Source organism: Bradyrhizobium sp., from assembly GCF_035652035.1.
Taxonomy (GTDB): Bacteria; Pseudomonadota; Alphaproteobacteria; order Rhizobiales; family Xanthobacteraceae; genus Bradyrhizobium.
Genome location: NZ_DASREO010000085.1, coordinates 76,100 through 93,427 on the forward strand (window position 1 = coordinate 76,100; position 17,328 = coordinate 93,427).

At 62.1% G+C, this 17,328-nt stretch carries 18 protein-coding genes; 8 read left to right on the plus strand and 10 right to left on the minus strand.

What is annotated here, in order from left to right; all coding sequences use genetic code 11:
* Positions 1–36 precede the first annotated feature (36 nt).
* Together VFB05_RS22790 and VFB05_RS22795 are read right to left on the minus strand one after the other, a co-directional pair.
* Positions 37–708 (minus strand): response regulator transcription factor, encoded by a 672-nt coding sequence (locus VFB05_RS22790; protein ID WP_325016444.1) that lies wholly within the window; start codon positions 706–708, stop codon positions 37–39.
* 150 nt (positions 709–858) lie between these two features.
* Positions 859–1,530, minus strand: coding sequence for a metallophosphoesterase (locus tag VFB05_RS22795; RefSeq protein ID WP_325016446.1), 672 nt, complete (start codon positions 1,528–1,530; stop codon positions 859–861).
* A gap of 442 nt (positions 1,531–1,972) precedes the next feature.
* Here VFB05_RS22795 and VFB05_RS22800 point away from each other — a divergent pair, with 442 nt between their 5' ends.
* Both VFB05_RS22800 and VFB05_RS22805 read left to right on the plus strand, forming a co-directional pair.
* Entirely contained in the window at positions 1,973–2,311 is a 339-nt protein-coding gene (locus VFB05_RS22800; protein ID WP_325016448.1) for a VanZ family protein, read from the plus strand.
* Between the two features lie 641 nt (positions 2,312–2,952).
* Positions 2,953–3,918 carry a Ku protein gene (locus tag VFB05_RS22805; protein ID WP_325016450.1) on the plus strand — a complete coding sequence of 322 codons (966 nt, stop codon included), beginning with the start codon at positions 2,953–2,955 and terminating at the stop codon, positions 3,916–3,918.
* A gap of 16 nt (positions 3,919–3,934) precedes the next feature.
* Here the strand turns inward: VFB05_RS22805 and VFB05_RS22810 are convergent, their stop codons facing one another.
* The 3 genes from VFB05_RS22810 to VFB05_RS22820 all read right to left on the minus strand — a co-directional run bounded on the left by VFB05_RS22810 (position 3,935) and on the right by VFB05_RS22820 (position 6,638).
* Complete coding sequence (locus VFB05_RS22810) at positions 3,935–4,099, minus strand: Flp family type IVb pilin (protein WP_325016452.1); 165 nt, start codon at positions 4,097–4,099, stop codon at positions 3,935–3,937.
* A 289-nt stretch (positions 4,100–4,388) separates the two neighbouring features.
* Positions 4,389–5,969 carry an MDR family MFS transporter gene (locus VFB05_RS22815; RefSeq protein WP_325016453.1) on the minus strand — a complete coding sequence of 527 codons (1,581 nt, stop codon included), beginning with the start codon at positions 5,967–5,969 and terminating at the stop codon, positions 4,389–4,391.
* Positions 5,970–6,116: 147 nt separating this feature from the next.
* Entirely contained in the window at positions 6,117–6,638 is a 522-nt protein-coding gene (locus VFB05_RS22820; protein ID WP_325016455.1) for a YcgN family cysteine cluster protein, read from the minus strand.
* Positions 6,639–6,974: 336 nt separating this feature from the next.
* On the opposite strand from VFB05_RS22820, the gene VFB05_RS22825 reads away from it, so the two are divergent.
* Genes VFB05_RS22825 through VFB05_RS22835 form a run of 3 tightly spaced genes read left to right on the plus strand, consistent with a single transcriptional unit; the run spans position 6,975 to position 10,362 of the window.
* Positions 6,975–9,218: a PBP1A family penicillin-binding protein gene (locus VFB05_RS22825; protein ID WP_325016457.1), complete on the plus strand. Its 2,244-nt coding sequence runs from the start codon at positions 6,975–6,977 to the stop codon at positions 9,216–9,218.
* A 2-nt stretch (positions 9,219–9,220) separates the two neighbouring features.
* Positions 9,221–9,799 (plus strand): DUF1214 domain-containing protein, encoded by a 579-nt coding sequence (locus tag VFB05_RS22830; RefSeq protein WP_325016459.1) that lies wholly within the window; start codon positions 9,221–9,223, stop codon positions 9,797–9,799.
* Positions 9,796–10,362 carry a DUF1254 domain-containing protein gene (locus VFB05_RS22835; protein WP_325016461.1) on the plus strand — a complete coding sequence of 189 codons (567 nt, stop codon included), beginning with the start codon at positions 9,796–9,798 and terminating at the stop codon, positions 10,360–10,362. Before VFB05_RS22830 ends, VFB05_RS22835 begins: the two co-directional genes overlap by 4 nt.
* Positions 10,363–10,375: 13 nt before the next feature.
* On the opposite strand, the gene VFB05_RS22840 is transcribed toward VFB05_RS22835, so the two are convergent.
* Both VFB05_RS22840 and VFB05_RS22845 read right to left on the minus strand, forming a co-directional pair.
* Entirely contained in the window at positions 10,376–11,137 is a 762-nt protein-coding gene (locus VFB05_RS22840; protein ID WP_414643278.1) for a hypothetical protein, read from the minus strand.
* A 31-nt stretch (positions 11,138–11,168) separates the two neighbouring features.
* On the minus strand, positions 11,169–11,366 hold the full coding sequence (locus VFB05_RS22845) for a hypothetical protein (protein ID WP_325016465.1): 198 nt from the start codon (positions 11,364–11,366) through the stop codon (positions 11,169–11,171).
* Between the two features lie 258 nt (positions 11,367–11,624).
* Here VFB05_RS22845 and VFB05_RS22850 point away from each other — a divergent pair, with 258 nt between their 5' ends.
* A complete protein-coding gene (locus tag VFB05_RS22850; RefSeq protein WP_325016467.1) occupies positions 11,625–12,623 on the plus strand; it encodes a DUF2336 domain-containing protein in 999 nt (332 codons plus the stop codon).
* 11 nt (positions 12,624–12,634) lie between these two features.
* On the opposite strand, the gene VFB05_RS22855 is transcribed toward VFB05_RS22850, so the two are convergent.
* Positions 12,635–12,979: a DUF1491 family protein gene (locus tag VFB05_RS22855; protein ID WP_325016469.1), complete on the minus strand. Its 345-nt coding sequence runs from the start codon at positions 12,977–12,979 to the stop codon at positions 12,635–12,637.
* Between the two features lie 112 nt (positions 12,980–13,091).
* On the opposite strand from VFB05_RS22855, the gene VFB05_RS22860 reads away from it, so the two are divergent.
* Positions 13,092–13,655, plus strand: coding sequence for an XRE family transcriptional regulator (locus tag VFB05_RS22860; RefSeq protein ID WP_325016470.1), 564 nt, complete (start codon positions 13,092–13,094; stop codon positions 13,653–13,655).
* A gap of 82 nt (positions 13,656–13,737) precedes the next feature.
* Positions 13,738–14,634: a DMT family transporter gene (locus VFB05_RS22865; protein ID WP_325016472.1), complete on the plus strand. Its 897-nt coding sequence runs from the start codon at positions 13,738–13,740 to the stop codon at positions 14,632–14,634.
* Between the two features lie 12 nt (positions 14,635–14,646).
* On the opposite strand, the gene VFB05_RS22870 is transcribed toward VFB05_RS22865, so the two are convergent.
* Positions 14,647–15,312: a peptidoglycan-binding domain-containing protein gene (locus tag VFB05_RS22870; RefSeq protein WP_325016474.1), complete on the minus strand. Its 666-nt coding sequence runs from the start codon at positions 15,310–15,312 to the stop codon at positions 14,647–14,649.
* The gene (locus tag VFB05_RS22875) at positions 15,305–17,134 is read right to left on the minus strand and encodes a PAS domain-containing sensor histidine kinase (RefSeq protein ID WP_325016476.1); all 1,830 of its coding nucleotides are present in this window, start codon (positions 17,132–17,134) and stop codon (positions 15,305–15,307) included. Before VFB05_RS22875 ends, VFB05_RS22870 begins: the two co-directional genes overlap by 8 nt.
* Positions 17,135–17,328 lie beyond the last annotated feature (194 nt).

The window sequence follows — 17,328 nt, forward strand, 5'->3', positions numbered from 1 at the left end:
CCAACGCCGGAACAGAGCACAGGTGGAGACGCCGGATCAACCACCCGCTGCTGGTGGTGTCAGCAGATAGCCAAGTCCCCTCACCGTCTGGATGATATCGACATCCAGCTTCTTGCGGATACGGCCGACAAAAACTTCAATCGTGTTCGAGTCGCGATCGAAATCCTGATCGTAGAGATGCTCGACCAGCTCGGTGCGCGAGACCACGCGGCCGGTGTGGTGCATCAGATACGCCAGCAGGCGATATTCATGCGACGTCATCTTGATCGGATTGCCCGATACGCTGACGCGGCCGGTGCGGGTGTCGAGCGAAACCGGTCCGCAGGTCAGCTCAGACTGGGCATGGCCGGTCGAGCGGCGCAGCAGCGCGCGAATGCGCGCCAGAATCTCTTCGAGGTGAAACGGCTTTGCGACATAGTCGTCGGCGCCGGCGTCAAAACCCTGAACCTTGTCGCTCCAGCGATCGCGCGCGGTGAGGATCAGGACCGGCATCGAGCGGCCGTTGCGTCGCCAGGCTTCCAGCACCGAGATGCCGTCCATCTTGGGCAGACCGATATCGAGCACCACCGCGTCATACGGCTCGCTATCGCCGAGGAAGTGTCCCTCTTCGCCGTCGAAGGCGCGGTCAACCACATATCCGGCGTCCGACAGCGCCGTCGTGAGCTGGCGATTGAGATCCGGATCATCCTCGACGACAAGTAAACGCACGCGAGTCTCCCCAAATGTAGTTATCACCTTCAGGCGCATGATGAGCGCCGCCGTCGTGAATGGGCTATGAACGGCTGACATCCGCAAGATTACTTTTTCTTCACGAGGGCTTTGAACGGAATTCCTGCCGCAGCGCAAGAGGCGGATTCGTTAACGCCGCGCCGGGGCTCCCTTGATGACGAGGAAATCGACCGGGCCGCCCGGCCTGTCGTCGTCGAAAACGCCGATGGTCAGCCGCCCCGTCTTCCAGGCCGCCGTATCCAGATTGGTTCGGCCGTCGAAAAGCAGCGGACCAGTCGGGTCGTTGTCGTGGCCATGAACGACATGAAGGTTGCCGAAGCCCTTGGAATAGCCCTTGGGATATCGCTTCCACAACAACGTCTCTTCGCGCTGACGATCCAGCGGCGCTTCGGGATCGACGCCGGCGTGCACATAGAGGCGATGTGCGTCGACATGCAACAGCCGCAAGCGGTCGAGCCAGGCGATGTGGGATTGCGGGACGCGGGACGCATCGCCGCCGTAGGAAGCCAGCGCCGCATCACCGCCTTTGGTCAGCCAATCCGCCATCTTCGAAGGATCGCGCAACGCATCGACCATCATGGCATCGTGGTTGCCCTTCAACGTCACCAGCGCAAACTTGTCATCGACATCAGACATCATTCGGTCGATCACGTCCTTGCTCGCCGGCCCCTTGTCGACGTAGTCGCCGATCACAACGATGGTATCTTTTGCGCTGTTCGATCGTGCTGCAATTTCGGCAAGCCCCTGATCCAGGAGATCGAGGCGGCCATGGATGTCTGGAATGACGAAGGTCTGGCTCATCGCGAACGCCGCACCTGATAGTTCGGTGGTACCACAGGCAGTCCGTTCGGAACGGCGCTCACCTTGCGATCAGCATCACGGGAATTACCGCCAAATACAAGATTTCACACTAGTGGAGTGGATTTGACATTCGCTACCCACCGAAACGCGAATTCGTCAAGCGAATGTCAAATCCAAAACTCCACCAGAAAACCGCTATTTGCTGGGGGTCCTTCTAATTCGAACATTCGCAAAAACGGCCGCCGAGAAGGGGTGCGAATGTTAGAATTGGACCACCAGCTGCACCGAGTTCAAGCCGCAGCGCTGACCGAAGGCCTGCGCGGAAATTTACCAAGAATTTTAGTGGCGATGAGGTGATTTCGGCCACGTCGAGCTCAAATGAGTTGAGCTCAAATCAAATGTGGCCTACCTAACGGGCATGATTCAAAGGCTATCCGCTATCATGGGCTGGCTGGCGCTCGCCGCCATTGTGTTCGTGACTTTATCGCCCATCGAAGCCCGCCCTTCCGTGGCCAGCCCTCATCTGGAGCATTTCGTGGCTTTCGCTTTGATTGGCATTGCGTTCGCGCTGGCCTATCCGAGTCGTATCCTGCTGGTTGTCATCGTCGTGGTGGGAGCCGCGCTCGGCCTCGAGGCGCTTCAACTGCTGACGCCGGACCGCCATGCCCGCGCCACTGACGCCCTGATGAAATCGCTTGGCGGCATCAGCGGAATTTGCGCCGGTCAACTCGTATACTTCCTTATCCGCGTGAAGCCGATCCAGGCTGATCACTCGGTATGAGCTCATGACTTGCCGCTCCGCAAGTGAGCGCGCGGCGAAGCTCAGAAGGCCCTGCGGGGATGTCCAAACATCGAGATACGCGGCGCAATGGCGAATTGCGTCCGACGCCGATAGCGCCATGCGCAAGCGACGTATCCGACAAGGAAGCCCGCAACAAAGATTGAAGACTGAAGGAGAAGAGTGAGCATGGAATGCATCCGGTTATCCCCCCGTACTTCTTGATCGCCCGGAATAGGGCGACATGATGAATTGAGATGCTGAAACCTGCTTTCCGCTGCCCGCGTCCAGGTGCAAGCTCTCGCAGGCCCGATCATGCTCGATTCGTGATCACGAAAAAACCGGAATAACACGGGCACCGGATTCACACGGATTGAAACCGGCGAGCGCCATCGGACGCAGATGAAAGTTCCATAGCGCGTTCGTTCCATCACCAATCATGTTCCATTGCCCGATCCGGCATCGGCCAATGACCCACGGGCCGGACCAGTTTCTGCTCGGCACGACCGGGCAACCGAGCGTCACCGCAGCAAAGCAACTCATCGCGGTTAACGCCGTTGCCAGATTCCCGGCCCGGCTTGGTTGAAACCCCGCCGCGCAGTGATATCGTTGCCTTTTGGTCTGTTGCGTTTGAGGAGTATCCCATGGCCCCCCGCGCCAATTGGAAGGGTTTTCTGCGCCTTTCGCTGGTGACCTGTCCTGTCGCGCTCTTTCCCGCGACGTCGGACACCGAAAAGGTCAGTTTCAACCAGATCAACCGCAAGACCGGCCACCGCATCAAATACGCCAAGGTCGATGCAGATACCGGCGAGGAAGTCGCATCTGAGGACATCATCAAGGGCTACAAGGTCGATACCGACACCTACATCGAGGTGACAAAGGACGAGCTCGACGACCTCGCGCTCGAATCGACCCATACCATCGAAATCGACGAGTTCGTCCCGAAGGCGCAAATTGAAAGCCGCTACCTGATCCGCCCCTATTATCTCGTGCCCGACGGCAAAGTGGGGCACGACGCCTTCGCCGTCATCCGCGAAACCATTCGCAGCATGAACAAGGTCGCGATTGGCCGCATCGTTCTGACCAATCGCGAACACATTGTCGCGCTGGAACCGCTCGGCAAGGGCCTGATGGGAACGCTGCTGCGCTATCCCTACGAGGTGCGCAGCGAAAAGGAATATTTCGACGACATCCAGGACGTCAAAGTCACGAAGGACATGCTGGACCTTGCCAAGCACATCGTTGAGCAGAAATCGGCCTCGTTCGAGCCCGACAAGTTCGAAGACCACTATGAGACGGCGTTGATCGACCTGATCAACAAGAAGCGTGCAGGCATTCGCCCTACAGCGAAGGCTGCTCCGAAGACCGGCGGCAACGTCATCAACCTGATGGACGCGCTCAAGCGCAGCCTTGCCAACGAACGGCAGGCGCCTCCCCCGGAAGCCAAGACCAAGGGCAAGAAGTCGAAGAAGCGCGCCGAAGGTCAACGCGAGATGTTGCTGCCTATCAGCGGCAAGCGCGCGGCGAAAGAGGATGCGAAGAGCGAGACCAAGGCTCCAGCCGCGAAAAAGCCCGCCCGCAGTTCGGTTCGGACAAGGAAGGCCGGATAGCGCGAGACGGACGCCGCTATTTCAGCGACGAATTGATCGACGAGAACTTGGTGTTCATGCCGCTGCCGATGCCGTTGACAGCGGTGATGATCACGATGCTGAGGCCGACGGCGATCAGGCAATATTCGATTGCGGTAGCGCCGGACTCGTCATTGAGGAATCGCGAAACAAGCCGCAGCATGGACAACTCCTGCGCGCAGACCCCAGAGCACTGCTACTCACTTTAGTGGCGCGGAATCTAGGGTTCGATTGGTTACGGCGGCATTGAAGAACGGCCTGAATGGCCCATTAATCGATACGGTCTTCATTCCCCGATTTTCAGATAACTAATTGATCCAATATCGAAAATCGAGTGCGTATTTGATGCCGCGTCGATCGATGGCCGCGCGTTCAAGAAGCAGTCATTGAAGACGCACCCAGCGCGACGGAAGAGCTTATCGCGCGCTCCATAACGGCGAAGCCAGGCTGATCTATTCGGCGAGCTCGACCGGCCGCGCGGGACCCGCGAGCGGCCTCTCCTCCATCAGCCCCATGCTAATGGAGGCGACGACCATCATCGCGGCAGCGGCGCCGAACACATAGCGGAACGCAGCGATCATGTCGGCGGCCGGAATTGCGCTCATCACGCCGCGATGCTCGCCCGAAAGCGATATGTCTCCGCCGAGCGCCGTCAGCAAAATGGCCGAGAAGACCGCGACCGTGAACGACGCCATCAGAGCACGGAAGAAGTTGGTCGCACCCGTGATGGTGCCGACCTGCGACCGCGCAACCGCATTTTGCGACGAAACGGTGGAGACCGGAAAGGCTGTACCGAGGCCCAGGGCGAAGATCGACAGCAGCACCAGCAGGAGCCACAGCGGCATCGGCGCCAACGCGAGCGCTGTCGCGGTGGCTGCGGCGATGATCGTTCCGATGATGGCAACGTGCTTATAGTGTTTGGAGCGCGCCATAGCCTTGCCGGCGACTGCCGCGCCAAGGGTCGAAACCGCGGCCAGCGGGATCAGCGCCATGCCCGCCTCGCTCGCGCTGAGATGATAGACGCCTTCATAATAGAGCGGCAGATAGACCGTCAGTCCCAGCATGGCGCCCATGGCGCAGCCGCCGCAAACCATCGCGTAAGGCACCACTGTTCCGCCCATCAGCGACAACGGCAGGAACGGCTGGTCGGCTCGCAACGCATGCCACACAAAGGCGAACGCGAGCGCGATCGAGGCGCCGATCATCGCCATGATGACCGGCGAAAGCCACGCATAACGGTTCCCGCCCCAGGTCAATACCAGCATCACGACGACAGCGGCCGCCATCAGCAGAACGCCGCCGAGCCAATCGACCTTGCGGCGCCGGTGGAACACCGGGATGCGGCCCATCTTCGGCAACAGCATCGCAAGCGAGGTCAATCCAAGCGGCACGTTGATCCAGAAGATCATCGACCAGTGGAGATGTTCGGCAAACACGCCGCCAAGGATCGGGCCGCCAATGCCGGCGGCCATCCACACGCCGCTGAAATAGGCCTGGTACTGGCCGCGCTCACGCGGCGTGACGACGTCGGCAATGACGGTCTGAACGAGCGGCAGAATACCGCCGCCGCCCAAGCCCTGAAGGCCACGGGCGATAATCAGGACCGGCATGTTGGGGGCGATCGCGCACAGGATCGAGCCCACGACGAACAGGCTCATCGATGTGATGATCATGCCGCGGCGGCCATAGATGTCGCTCAAAGTGCCGAAGACCGGCGCGACCGCGGTCGATGCCAACAGATAGGCGGTAATCACCCAGGAGAGGCTGGAAACGTCCCTGAACTGCCGGCCAATGGTCGGCAGCGCCGTCGCAACGATGGTCTGGTCGAGCGCGGCCAGGAACATCGTCAGCATCAGGCTCAGCAGGATGGTGCGGACCTCGCTTGGGGTGAGCGGCGCAGGCGCGATCGGCGGCGCGTCCGCGTCGCTGATATCGAGGATGTCCGCGGGCACCACCGTGGGCTCGCTGGCGAGACTTTCGGACAATGTTGGCTGGTCGGTCGAGGGACGGCCCTGACGTTCGAACTTGTTCATCTGAAGGTGATGCTGGAAAGGGGCGGTTCACCGCAAAACATGTTCCCTCATTAAGGGACGAATCGGGGTTGCGGCAGCGGGTCGGGCGCATGGGTGCTGCCCGGCGAACGCCGTTTGGTTCAAAAATTCGCTATCGGGCAAAATTCGCTATCGGGAAGGCGTCGGGCGCTTCTTCAGCCGCGCGCGCTTCGGCAGCAGCGCCGGCCACCCCACAATATGATCCTCGAGATCCTCGTCCGGGACTTCGTCCTCGGTCCCCTGCACGCGTCCTCGCACGGAAACGCCGGCCTCATGCACCGTATTGGGCTCGCCCGAAATCAGCGGGTGCCACCAATAGAGGTCGCGGCCTTCCGCCACCAGGCGATAACCGCAGCTTGGCGGCAGCCAATTCAGCGTGCGGACGTTGGCGGGTGTCAGTCTGACGCAATCCGGAACCTGTTCGGAACGATGCTGATAATCCTTGCAGCAGCAAAGGCCTGCATCGAGAAGCTTGCAGGAGATGTGAGTGAAGTAGATCTTGCCCGTATCCTCGTCCTCGAGCTTTTCCAGGCAGCAACGGGCGCAGCCATCGCACAGGCTTTCCCATTCCGCATCCGACATTTGTTCCAACGTCTTGGTTTTCCAGAAGAATCCCTCTTGTGGTGAGGGCGACTGGGGCTTTTTGGTCATGGGATCCCGATTTTTCGGATATTTGGCTGCCTTCCGATCTTCTAAGGTCCGCGGCAAGAGCGGCGCAAGTGCTCAGGATGACCGGACTTCGCGAGGTTCGGACCACGTTATCCCTTCCCCTTGAAATGTGAGGCGGGCCATTGGTTTATCGTGCCTACTCGGCTAGATAGGTTGGTGACGGCCAAGGCGCCATATGCCTTGGCTTTGCCGCAACATTCCCGCAGGATTTGAGCGCCATGCACCGCAAACGGTGATCGACCTCAAGTCAGACAACGAAACCGGAATTCCTGTTTCAGGTAACGCCTGCTCGTGCCCAACACCGTTTTAGCCGAATGGATGAAGACGATCCGGCGCCGGATGCTGGATCTGGACGCGCGCATCGATTCGACGCTGTTCTCGGCCGGCAAAGGCTCACGCGAGCTCTATGAGCGTTATTCGGCGTTCATGGACCGCTTCTATGTCGGCCGCTGGAAGCGCTGGGTTTTCATCGAGCCGCTGTCGGAAGCCGCCACCCTCGGCCTTGGTGGCCTGATCCTGCTATTGATGCTGGCTGTGCCCGCCTTCCGCGAGACCGCCGACGAGGACTGGCTGAAGAAGTCCGACCTCGCGGTCACCTTCCTCGATCGTTACGGCAATCCGATCGGCAGCCGCGGCATCAAGCATAACGACTCGATCCCGCTGGAAGATTTTCCGGACGTCCTGATCAAGGCCACGCTGGCGACGGAAGACCGCCGCTTCTACGACCATTTCGGCATCGACATCCCGGGCCTGGCGCGCGCGATCGTCACCAATGCGCAAGCCGGCGGCGTGCGGCAGGGCGGCTCGTCGATCACGCAACAGCTCGCCAAGAACCTGTTCCTGTCCAACGAGCGCACCATCGAGCGCAAGGTGAACGAGGCGTTCCTGGCGATCTGGCTGGAGACGAGGCTCACCAAGAACGAAATCCTGAAACTCTATCTCGATCGCGCCTATATGGGCGGCGGCACCTTCGGCGTCGACGGCGCGGCGCATTTCTACTTCAACAAGTCGGCGCGCGACGTCAACCTTGCGGAAGCCGCGATGCTCGCGGGGCTCTTCAAGGCGCCGACGAAATATGCGCCGCACATCAACCTGCCGGCCGCGCGCGCACGCGCCAACGTCGTGCTCGACAATCTCGTCGATGCCGGCTTCATGACCGAGGGCCAGGTGTTCGGCGCACGCCGCAATCCGGCCACCGCCGTCGACCGCCGCGATGAGAACTCGCCGAACTACTATCTCGACTGGGCCTTCGACGAGATGCGCAAACTCGTCGACACCTTCCCGAAATCCTACAATGAGCGCGTGTTCGTCGTCCGCACCGCGATCGACATGAATGTGCAGCGCGCCGCCGAAGAAGCCATCGAGAACCAGCTGCGACAGTTCGGCCGCGACTATCACGCCACGCAAGCTGCAACCGTCGTCTCCGATCTCGACGGTGGCGTCCGCGCCATGGTCGGCGGCCGCGACTATGGCGCAAGCCAGTTCAACCGCGCCACCGACGCTTACCGGCAGCCCGGCTCGTCGTTCAAGCCGTATGTCTACACCACCGCCCTTTTGAACGGCTTCACGCCGAAGTCGATCGTGGTCGACGGTCCCGTCTGCATCGGCAACTGGTGTCCACAGAATTACGGCCACTCTTATTCCGGCGCGGTGACGCTGACGCAGGCGATCACCCGCTCGATCAATGTCGTGCCGGTGAAGCTGTCGATCGCGCTCGGCGGCAAGTCGCCGAATCCCGCCAAGGTCGGTCGCGCCAAGATCGTGGAGGTCGCGCGCCGCTTCGGCATCAAGGCGCCGCTGCCCGACACGCCCTCGCTGCCGATCGGTGCCGACGAAGTCACGGTGCTCGAACACGCGGTCGCCTATGCGACCTTCCCGAACAAAGGCAGGTCGGTCACGCCTCACGCGGTGCTGGAAGTTCGCACCGGCGCCGGCGATCTGGTCTGGCGCTGGGACCGCGACGGTCCGAAGCCGAAGCAGGCGATCCCGCCCAACACTGCGGCCGACATGGCCGAGATGATGAGCCACGTGGTGAGCGAAGGCACGGCGCGGCGCGCGGCACTCGACGGCATTCCGACCGCCGGCAAAACCGGCACGACCAACAACTACCGCGACGCCTGGTTCGTCGGATATACCGGCAACTTCACGTGCGCCGTCTGGTTCGGCAACGACGACTACTCACCGACCAACCGCATGACCGGCGGCTCGCTGCCGGCGCAGACCTGGCACGACATCATGACCGCCGCCCATCAGGGCGTCGAAATCAAGGAACTCGCAGGCGTCGGCATGGGCCCGAAACTGCCGCCCCCGCCGCCTGGGGCTCAGGCGGCCAACGGTGGCGCAAAAACGCTGGAGATCAAGCCGCCGCCGGTCCTCACCAAGCGCGGCGCGGATATTCTGGTACGCGTGGAAAAGATGCTGGACGAGGCGGCCAAGACGACCGAGGGACCTGCCAAGCCGACCAAGCCGGTGTCCTCGACCTCCGCAGGATTTAACGAGAGCTTTGCCTCGTCGGCATTGCCCGGCGAAACGGCGGCACCAACCGCTCCACGCAAGAACTAAACGTGCGACTTATCCTTGTCACCCTGCTGGCGCTGATACTGGCCGCTGCCGTTGGCCTCGGCGCCACGTGGACGACGGCAACCCGCGGCACCGACATCGGCACGCTGACCATCGGCGCCTGGACTGCACGGCCGAGAACCGGCACTGCCGACGTTGATCCGTATTCGCGTGCCTCCATCGCGCGCAGCGGCGAACTGCCGGTCGGCACCGGCGACGGCGTTGCGTTCTCAGCCACGCGCGACGATCGCAAGCAACCGCTTGACGGACGCTGCGACGTGCTGGTCAGCGGAATAACGCCCGCTGCACGGTTCTGGACGCTGACGCTCTACGATGCGAGAGGACGGCTGGTGGCCAATTCGCTGCAGCGCTACGGCTTCACCAGCCAGGAAATCATTCGCGGCGCCGATGGCTCGTTCGAGCTGCGGGTCGCTTCGCGCTCGCGCGCCGGCAACTGGCTGCCAACGGGCGGCATAGAGCGCTACACGCTGGTGCTGCGGCTCTACGATACGCCGGTTGGCGTTGCGACGCGCACGCAGCGCGACGCGCCGATGCCCTCCATTGCGACCGTGAGCTGCCCATGATCCGGTTGGTATTTACGATTCTGGCCGGCTTGTTCCTCGGCGGCATCGTGCATCTGGTCAGCGTGCTGGCCCTGCCACGCATCGCGACACAGGACGCCTATTCGCGGCTTGCGCCGATGACCAAGTTGAATGCGGTCACAACCTTGCCCCAGCCAGATCCGAACAGCGCACCCCTGCCGTTCATGGATCCTGCTTTTGCCGTCGCCGTCTGTCGCTACGACCTGTCCGGTGGGCCGATCAAACTCGCCGTTCCCGTGAGCCAGGCCTACACGTCAGTGTCGTTCTATACCCGCAATGAACTGGCCTACTATGCCATCAACGACCGTTCTGCCGGACGCAAAGTCATCGAACTCGATCTGATGACGGAAGCCCAGCACGCGGCGCTGCCCGAAGACGAGGATGTCACCGCAGCCGACCGGCTGATCATCGATTCACCGAGCCTGTCCGGACTGATCGTGATCAAGGCCTTGGCGCCGGAGCCCGGCCTGATGGCGCAGGCGCAGGGCACGCTCGCCGCATCGAGCTGCAAGGTGCAGACCGAACCGATGCCAGCCAAGCGTTGAGTGAGATTGGCGTTTAGCCTTTCGAGTTGACGGTGTATCCGGCGACCGGCTCGATCGTAACGGGCGGATTGGCAGCGAGCCTTGCCAGTTCGTTGATCAGCCGGTCCGCTTCGGCGGCGATGTTGTCCGGCCCCTGCACCACCAGCCGTTCCAGCGCCCAGCGGTACGACGAAATTCGCCGCTCCTGGCATTGCTGGACCCATTGCACGATCAGCGTGTTCTCTTCCATCCGCGCGACGGCATCAGTGCGCTCGCGCGGCGACAATTGCGAGACACGCTCGAGGCTCGCTTTACGTTTCCGATCGAGATCGAGCACACGCCCGGCCGTCGAATAAAACGGCTCGAAGCGGGTGATGTCGTCGCGCACGTCATCGATCAGTTGCGAATAGCGCGAGGCGTCCGAGCGATGCGGCTCGTCGATCAGCGCGCGGCCGTATGCAGTGCGGTCGAAGACGACCTTCTGTCGCCATGGCGATGCGATGACCTGATAGTCGCCAAACACCGTCTTCCAGGCGGGACGGGAATGCGGCGGTTCGATCAGGGGATAGGCTTGATCGCGAAGCTGCCTTTCGCCGTCGGTGAGCTGGAACTGCGATGGCTTGATGCCGACGCTGCCGGTCGCCTCGGCGCCCAGCCAGCGATGCATGTCGTCGTTGCGGAAATCATCACGGGTGCGACCGAAGTCGCCGCCGGAGCAACCACCAAGCAGAAGAGCCGTTGCAAGAAGAACCGAAAGCGAGAGGGAAGCGTGAGGCTGGCGCCGCGTGCGGGTCAAATGAGAAGGGCCCGGCATATCAGATCCGGCGTTAGCGGCGGCGGCGACGGCGGCCAGGGGCTGTCCCCTCCTCTGGCCCACGATCTCCGCTGGTTTCCTCGGCCTGACGCTCGATGCGGATGACGGGAAGGATCAGAACCGTCGCCTTACCTTCCTGCAAGGCGCCATCCATGGTTGAGCCCAGCCGCCGTGACGCCGCATCTGCTGGAAATTCAATGATGGTGCCCATTTGCGAACTCTCTCCGGTTGCCGCTTGTGACGCGATTTGCGGCGCCGGCGGTCATTAAGACCAAAACGTGGTTAACGGCTTCTTAATTTGTGACGCCGGTGGATTAACGGCTGCGACTTTCGCCGTACCGATTTGAGAACGTCAGCGACATAGCAGCTAAATGCACGCGAGCGCTTCACGGATTGTTTTCCTTAACGCGGCGTTAAAGCAAACCGGCGTAGGCTGACGCGAGATTTGAAATCAGTCGCGTACCCAAAGATGACAACACGTCCGCTGTTCTCGGGTTTTGACGGTTTGATGAGCCTCTCCCGCCGGGAGGGCGTCGATATCCGTCCCACCCTGCTTCGCGTCCTCGCCGATCTCTACGTTCAGACCAATGCGCACAGCGAGGAAGAAGCCCGCCAATTCGTCGAGCTCACATCGCGCCTGATCGATCAGGTCGACGATGCGACGCGCGCGGCGGTGCGGGCGCGGCTTGCTCTCTATCCGGAAACACCCGCGCCGGTCCTCAAACATCTCGGACTCAAACCCTCGCCTTCCGATCAGCGCGTACGGCTGGCGGCTGAACGTCCCGTTGGCTCAGCGTCAGAGGCCACCCTCGCGCCGGAAGTGGCGGCGACATCCCGCGAAACCCCATTACGCATGACCTCGAACCTGTCGATGCAACCGGCTGACGCGGCGGAAATCAGCAACCTCTTTTTTGGCGCAGCCTCGGCCGAGCGCGTCTTGATGCTGCACAATCTTGCCGAAACGCCGCTGAAGGCTTCCGCGCGTGTTCCCGCCTATCGCGCGCAACGTGCGATCGAGGCGCTGGAAATGGCGGCCTGGGTTGGCGACGTCGATAATTTCACGCTCGAGCTCGGTGAGACGCTGATACTGCCCTGGAAGATCGCAACGCAAGTGGTCAACGATCCGACCGGCGAGCCGCTCGCGTGCGCGGCCAAGGCGCTTGGCATGTCGAGCCTGGTTTATCAGCGCGTCCTGCTGTTCCTCAAACCCGAGACCGGCACGTCCGTTCACACGGTATACCGGCTCTCGCGCCTCTATGACACACTGCAAGAACGGTCCGCGCTGATCATTCTGGCGGCGTGGCGCGGCTCGACCATGGTGGCGGCGCGCGCACGGTATCGTTCAGGGCTTTATGACGACGAGCGCAGCCGGGCGCGGAACGCGGCGGTGCAGACGCGAACCGGCACGCCGCCCGCGAACGGCGTTGCCGTACCCCGCACGGCATCGTCGCAGAATTCCGGACGCTGATAAGAACCGCCTCAGTCGCGCGACAGGTCGAGAAAGTGCCGCCCGGAGCGGTCTTCGGTCTCAACGATCCAGGCATCCGGATCAAACCGGATTTCCTTTTGCAGACGCTCCTCGACCGAGGGTTCGGGCAACGGCTCCTTCGATGTCGGCATGAACAGCCGCTCGATCGGCCGTGAGTCGTCGTAGACCGTCTGCGGCGCCGGCACGTAAAGCATGGCGTTGCCGTCGAGCAATGCCACCTTGACGAACACGGCGCCCGCCTCTTCCGCGCCTCGCCGGCGCACCGCGCCAAAGACTCCCGCGGTCTGGCAACGGCGCAAATAGGCCGCGACCCATATACTTGATTTCAATCGCATGAAATGACGATAGGCCAGTCGATGGCGCGATGCTAGTGGTCCGCGGGCGGTCACTTGAAAGACGAATGCCGATCGGTGATGTTGACCGTGGCGAAATCAGGCGGAAACCATCGTGGCCCAGCGATCGAAACTCGGCGATGCCTTGAAGCAACGACGCGCCGAACGCGAATTGACCCTCGATCAGCTCGCCGCGAAAAGCGGCGTAAGCCGCGCGGCCATTTCAAAGATCGAGCGAGGTGACAGCACGGCCTCGACGTCGACGTTGGGCAAGCTTGCCGAAGCGCTCGACCTCAGCATCTCGCAACTCGTCGGCGGCAAGCACCGCGAACCGGTCCTGCACATTCCCCGCGAGCGCCAGCCCAGCTTTGTCGAGGACACCACCGGCTTCGAGCGGCGCTCGCTCTCTCCGATGTATTCCGGACGCGGCGTCGACTTCGTCCTCAACAGATTGCCGGCGAAGGCCAGGACCGGTCCATTCCCGTCACACCGCGAAGGCGTCGAGGAGCACCTCTATGTGACCAAGGGGCGGCTCAAGGTGACGCTCGGTGGCACGGCCCATGTCCTCGACACCGGCGATTTCCTGTTCTATCGCGGCGACATGAGCCACAGTTTCGAGAATCTCGGCACGAGCGTCTGCGAGTATTTCATCGTCATCGACAGCACACGGCTGCGCTGAGGGCCTATGGCCCCATCCCTTGCCGGACAGCCCATCTTCTCATATGATAGAATAATTCTACCATAAGAGAATCTGGCGAAACATGAGATCCCCCGATTTTCGCGGCCTGCTATGGGGACTGCTGGGCGTTGCCGCCTTCAGCCTTACCCTTCCGGCAACGCGCGCCGCCGTACCTGCACTCGGCGTCGCCTTCGTGTTTCTGGGCCGCGTGACCGGCGCGGGAATAGCCGCCGCGCTCATCCTCCTGATCGCCCGTCAGCCGCTGCCGCAGCGCGGCGATTGGCCGGGCTTGATCGCGACATCGCTTGGCATTGTGCTCGGATTTCCGCTGCTGACGACGCTCGCGCTGATGTACGTCCCGGCATCGCACGGCGCTGTCGTCGTCGGCTTGCTGCCGATTTCGACCGCGGTCGCCGGCGCGGTGCTGGCGGGGGAGCGGCCGAGCGCGGGCTTCTGGCTTGCGAGCTCTGCGGCGACCTCCATCGTGCTCGCCTTCATCGTGCAGAGCTCGGGCGCGCGTCTTAGTCTGCCGGACGCGGCTCTGATCGGCGCCGTGGTTGCGGCGGCCTGCGGCTATGCCAAAGGCGGACAGCTTGCGGCACGGCTCGGCAGCTGGCAGGTCATCTGCTGGAGCCTCGTGATCGCGCTCCCCGCCAACGCGATCGCCTCAATCCTGTTTGTCAGCTTTCCGCAACAACATGTTGCGGCCTCTGCATGGACCGGCTTCGCCTATGTCACGCTGGTCAGCCAATTGACCGGCTTCTTTGCCTGGTATTATGGGCTCGCGCTCGGCGGCATCGCGCGTGTCAGCCAAATGCAGCTGTTCCAGCTTTTCTTCACCCTTGCCGCCTCGTCATGGTTCCTTGGCGAGACGATCGATGGACGGATTTTGATCTATGGGACGGCCGTCGTCATAACTGTTGCGATCGGTGCGCGTGCACGCATCCTCCGGACGGCGCCATCGCACGCAGCAACGTAAATTGAGGCGCCCCTATTCGACCGGATGGCCGATCGTGGAAGCAAGCTCACGCACCAGGCGATCGGACACCTGCCCCGTGACCGGGAGCTTTCGTTTCCGTTCGAATCGCTCGATCGCAGCCTGGGTGTCAGCCCCGACAACGCCCGTCGGCTTCAATTGCCCATAGCCATATTCGGTCAGCGCGCGTTGCACGGCGGCAACGCGATGCGCCCCTGAGACAGACGCGCTGTCGACGTGGCTCGATAGCGGCACCGTAAGCGGCGGGCGCGGAATATTCGCCGTCGCCGGTTGCACCGAGCTGGTCGTCTTGACGAGGCTGGTCAGGGGATCGGCGGCTTTCGGATCTGCGGCCCTGGCGTCCACCGGCCTCGCTTCAGGCAGCGGAACGTCCGCCTCGGCCTGCCGTCGCGGCGAATGACCGGCGGGCAGCGATGCCACCGCAGGCATGACGGTCACCGTGCCAAACATCGGCGCGGGATGACGCCCGGCCTGCATGAACAGCGCATTGATGATGATGGCGCAGACGGCGATCAAAGCGAGCGCGCCGGCAATCACGTCTTTCGGGCTATGCAGAAAAATACGCATCGCAAGGCCGCGCTCGGAATCCTCCTGGATCGCGGCGGCTCGGGAGCGGCGGCGGCGCGGCATTTCATCGTCGATGATCGATTTCCTAGGCACTTTTCTTCACCTGAGGGGCCTGCTCGGGCACGGCGGGACGCGACGGCGGAGCGAGCGTTGTAATATTGCTTGAAGGTTGCGCAATTTGTGGCGTCAGCGGCAGCGCAACGGTCACGGTGGTGCCTTCGTCGACCTTGCTCTGCACGGTCATGTCGCCGCCATGCATCGCCACGAGGCTCTTTACGATCGACAGTCCAAGGCCCGTGCCTTCGTGCCGGCGCTGATAGGTCTTGCCAGCCTGGAAGAACGGGTTGCCGATCCGCTTGAGGTCATCGGCGGCAATGCCGACGCCGGTGTCGGCGATACGCACCACGAGCCGCGCGCCTTCGATAATGGCAGAGACCGTCACGGTGCCGCCGCGTTCGGTGAACTTGACGGCGTTGGAGACGAGGTTGAGCACGATCTGCTTGAATGCGCGGGGATCGCCGATCATGATCGGCAGATCTTCGGCTGCGCGGGTGACGAGATCGATGCCGCTTTCGCGCGCCTTCAAAGCGAGAAGATTGCAACAATTGATCAACGCTTCGCGCGGCGCGAATGGCTCCGGCATCAGTTCGAAATTGCCGGACTCCATCTTCGATATATCGAGAATGCCGTTGACGACCGACAACAGGTGCTGACCTGAATCATTGATGAGCTGGGCATATTCCTTGCGGCGCGCGGCATCCAGCATCAACGCGTCTTCCTGCATGATCATCTCGGAGAAGCCGATGATGGCATTGAGCGGCGTGCGCAGTTCATGGCTCATTGTGGCAAGGAAGCGGGTCTTCGAAGCATCCGCCTGCTCCGCCGCGGACCGCGCCAGATCCAGCGCGTGTTCCTGGTTCTTGCGCTCGGTGACGTCGCGCATCACCGCGACCACCTCGGCCTCCGAAGATTTTGAAAACACCGTTTCGAGCGGCCGGCAACGCATCTCCACCCAGATGAAATTGACCTGGCCGGCCTGCGTACCATCGCGGCCGCGGCTGACATCGCGCTTGAGGCGGAACTCGACACTTTGCACCTCGCCGCCACGCGCCGCATCCGAAAGCGCGGTCAGATAGGCCGGGCGGTCGGCGACGTGGACGCGATCGAACAGGCCGTAGCCCAAAAGGCGCGAGGCCGGCGTTCCCAGCAGCGCTTCCACTGCCGGCGATATGAAGCGCACGGCGCCGTTACGCTGATGGCGGGAAATCACGTCGCTCATATTATGCGCGAGCAGGCGATAACGGTCTTCCTCGACATAAAGCAGCGAGGCACTGGTGCGTGCAAGCAATTCGGTGCCAAACGCAAGACCAGCAGCATAGAGCGTTGCCGCGGCCACGCCGAAGGCCGTCAGGATCGCGCGCGTATCCAGGTCGACATCGTCGACCGGCAGCAGTTGAAAATGACCAAGCGCGATCAGCAGGGAGACACAGATCAAAGCGACCGCTGAAGCAAACGCAACCACCCGGCGCGATGCCGACAGTGCAGCTTCCACCGGCACGACCACCAGCCAGATTGCCGCGAACGATCCGATGCCGCCGGTGCTCGATGCCAGCATCATGATCAGGCCGGCGAACACCAGGGACGAAAGGAAACAGGCCTCTTCGTAACGACCGGTTCGCGACAGGAACCAGGACAGCACGATGGGCGCAATCAGCCAGGCGAAGGCCGCAACCCCAAGCAGGGTCGGCGCGCCGTGCATGGCGAGGTAGACTGGAAATGCGGCAAATGCCGTGAGGCTTCCCAAGAGCCGCGGAGCGATGAAAGCGCGATGGCGCGCGCGCATCAGCACGTCGTGTTGTGCCGACGGGTGCAGCAGCGCATCAAGGCAATCGCGAATGGTACTCAGAACTGTCACAGCTTTGGCTTCGGCCTGTGCGTCGAACAGACGCCCGGGAACACCCCCCTTGTCGTTGTCGCAACCTGTCAGAGCGACATTAAATGAACGCTAAGGCGGCCCGCATTGCCGCCCGAGAGCGCATCTCCACGCACTTTCGGAGACGGATGCGGGCCTCAATCAACGCAGATGGTGAATAGCGGGTTTCCGGAAGC

Excerpts from the sequence above, each read along its gene's own strand:
- VFB05_RS22800 (WP_325016448.1), top strand. The coding sequence starts at position 1,973 with ATGGGCTGGCTGGCGCTCGCCGCCATTGTGTTCGTGACTTTATCGCCC.
- VFB05_RS22825 (WP_325016457.1), top strand. The coding sequence starts at position 6,975 with ATGAAGACGATCCGGCGCCGGATGCTGGATCTGGACGCGCGCATCGAT.
- VFB05_RS22855 (WP_325016469.1), bottom strand. The coding sequence starts at position 12,979 with ATGCGATTGAAATCAAGTATATGGGTCGCGGCCTATTTGCGCCGTTGC.
- VFB05_RS22810 (WP_325016452.1), bottom strand. The coding sequence starts at position 4,099 with ATGCTGCGGCTTGTTTCGCGATTCCTCAATGACGAGTCCGGCGCTACC.
- VFB05_RS22795 (WP_325016446.1), bottom strand. The coding sequence starts at position 1,530 with ATGAGCCAGACCTTCGTCATTCCAGACATCCATGGCCGCCTCGATCTC.
- VFB05_RS22815 (WP_325016453.1), bottom strand. The coding sequence starts at position 5,969 with ATGAACAAGTTCGAACGTCAGGGCCGTCCCTCGACCGACCAGCCAACA.
- VFB05_RS22845 (WP_325016465.1), bottom strand. The coding sequence starts at position 11,366 with ATGGGCACCATCATTGAATTTCCAGCAGATGCGGCGTCACGGCGGCTG.
- VFB05_RS22805 (WP_325016450.1), top strand. The coding sequence starts at position 2,953 with ATGGCCCCCCGCGCCAATTGGAAGGGTTTTCTGCGCCTTTCGCTGGTG.
- VFB05_RS22850 (WP_325016467.1), top strand. The coding sequence starts at position 11,625 with ATGACAACACGTCCGCTGTTCTCGGGTTTTGACGGTTTGATGAGCCTC.
- VFB05_RS22820 (WP_325016455.1), bottom strand. The coding sequence starts at position 6,638 with ATGACCAAAAAGCCCCAGTCGCCCTCACCACAAGAGGGATTCTTCTGG.
- VFB05_RS22865 (WP_325016472.1), top strand. The coding sequence starts at position 13,738 with ATGAGATCCCCCGATTTTCGCGGCCTGCTATGGGGACTGCTGGGCGTT.
- VFB05_RS22835 (WP_325016461.1), top strand. The coding sequence starts at position 9,796 with ATGATCCGGTTGGTATTTACGATTCTGGCCGGCTTGTTCCTCGGCGGC.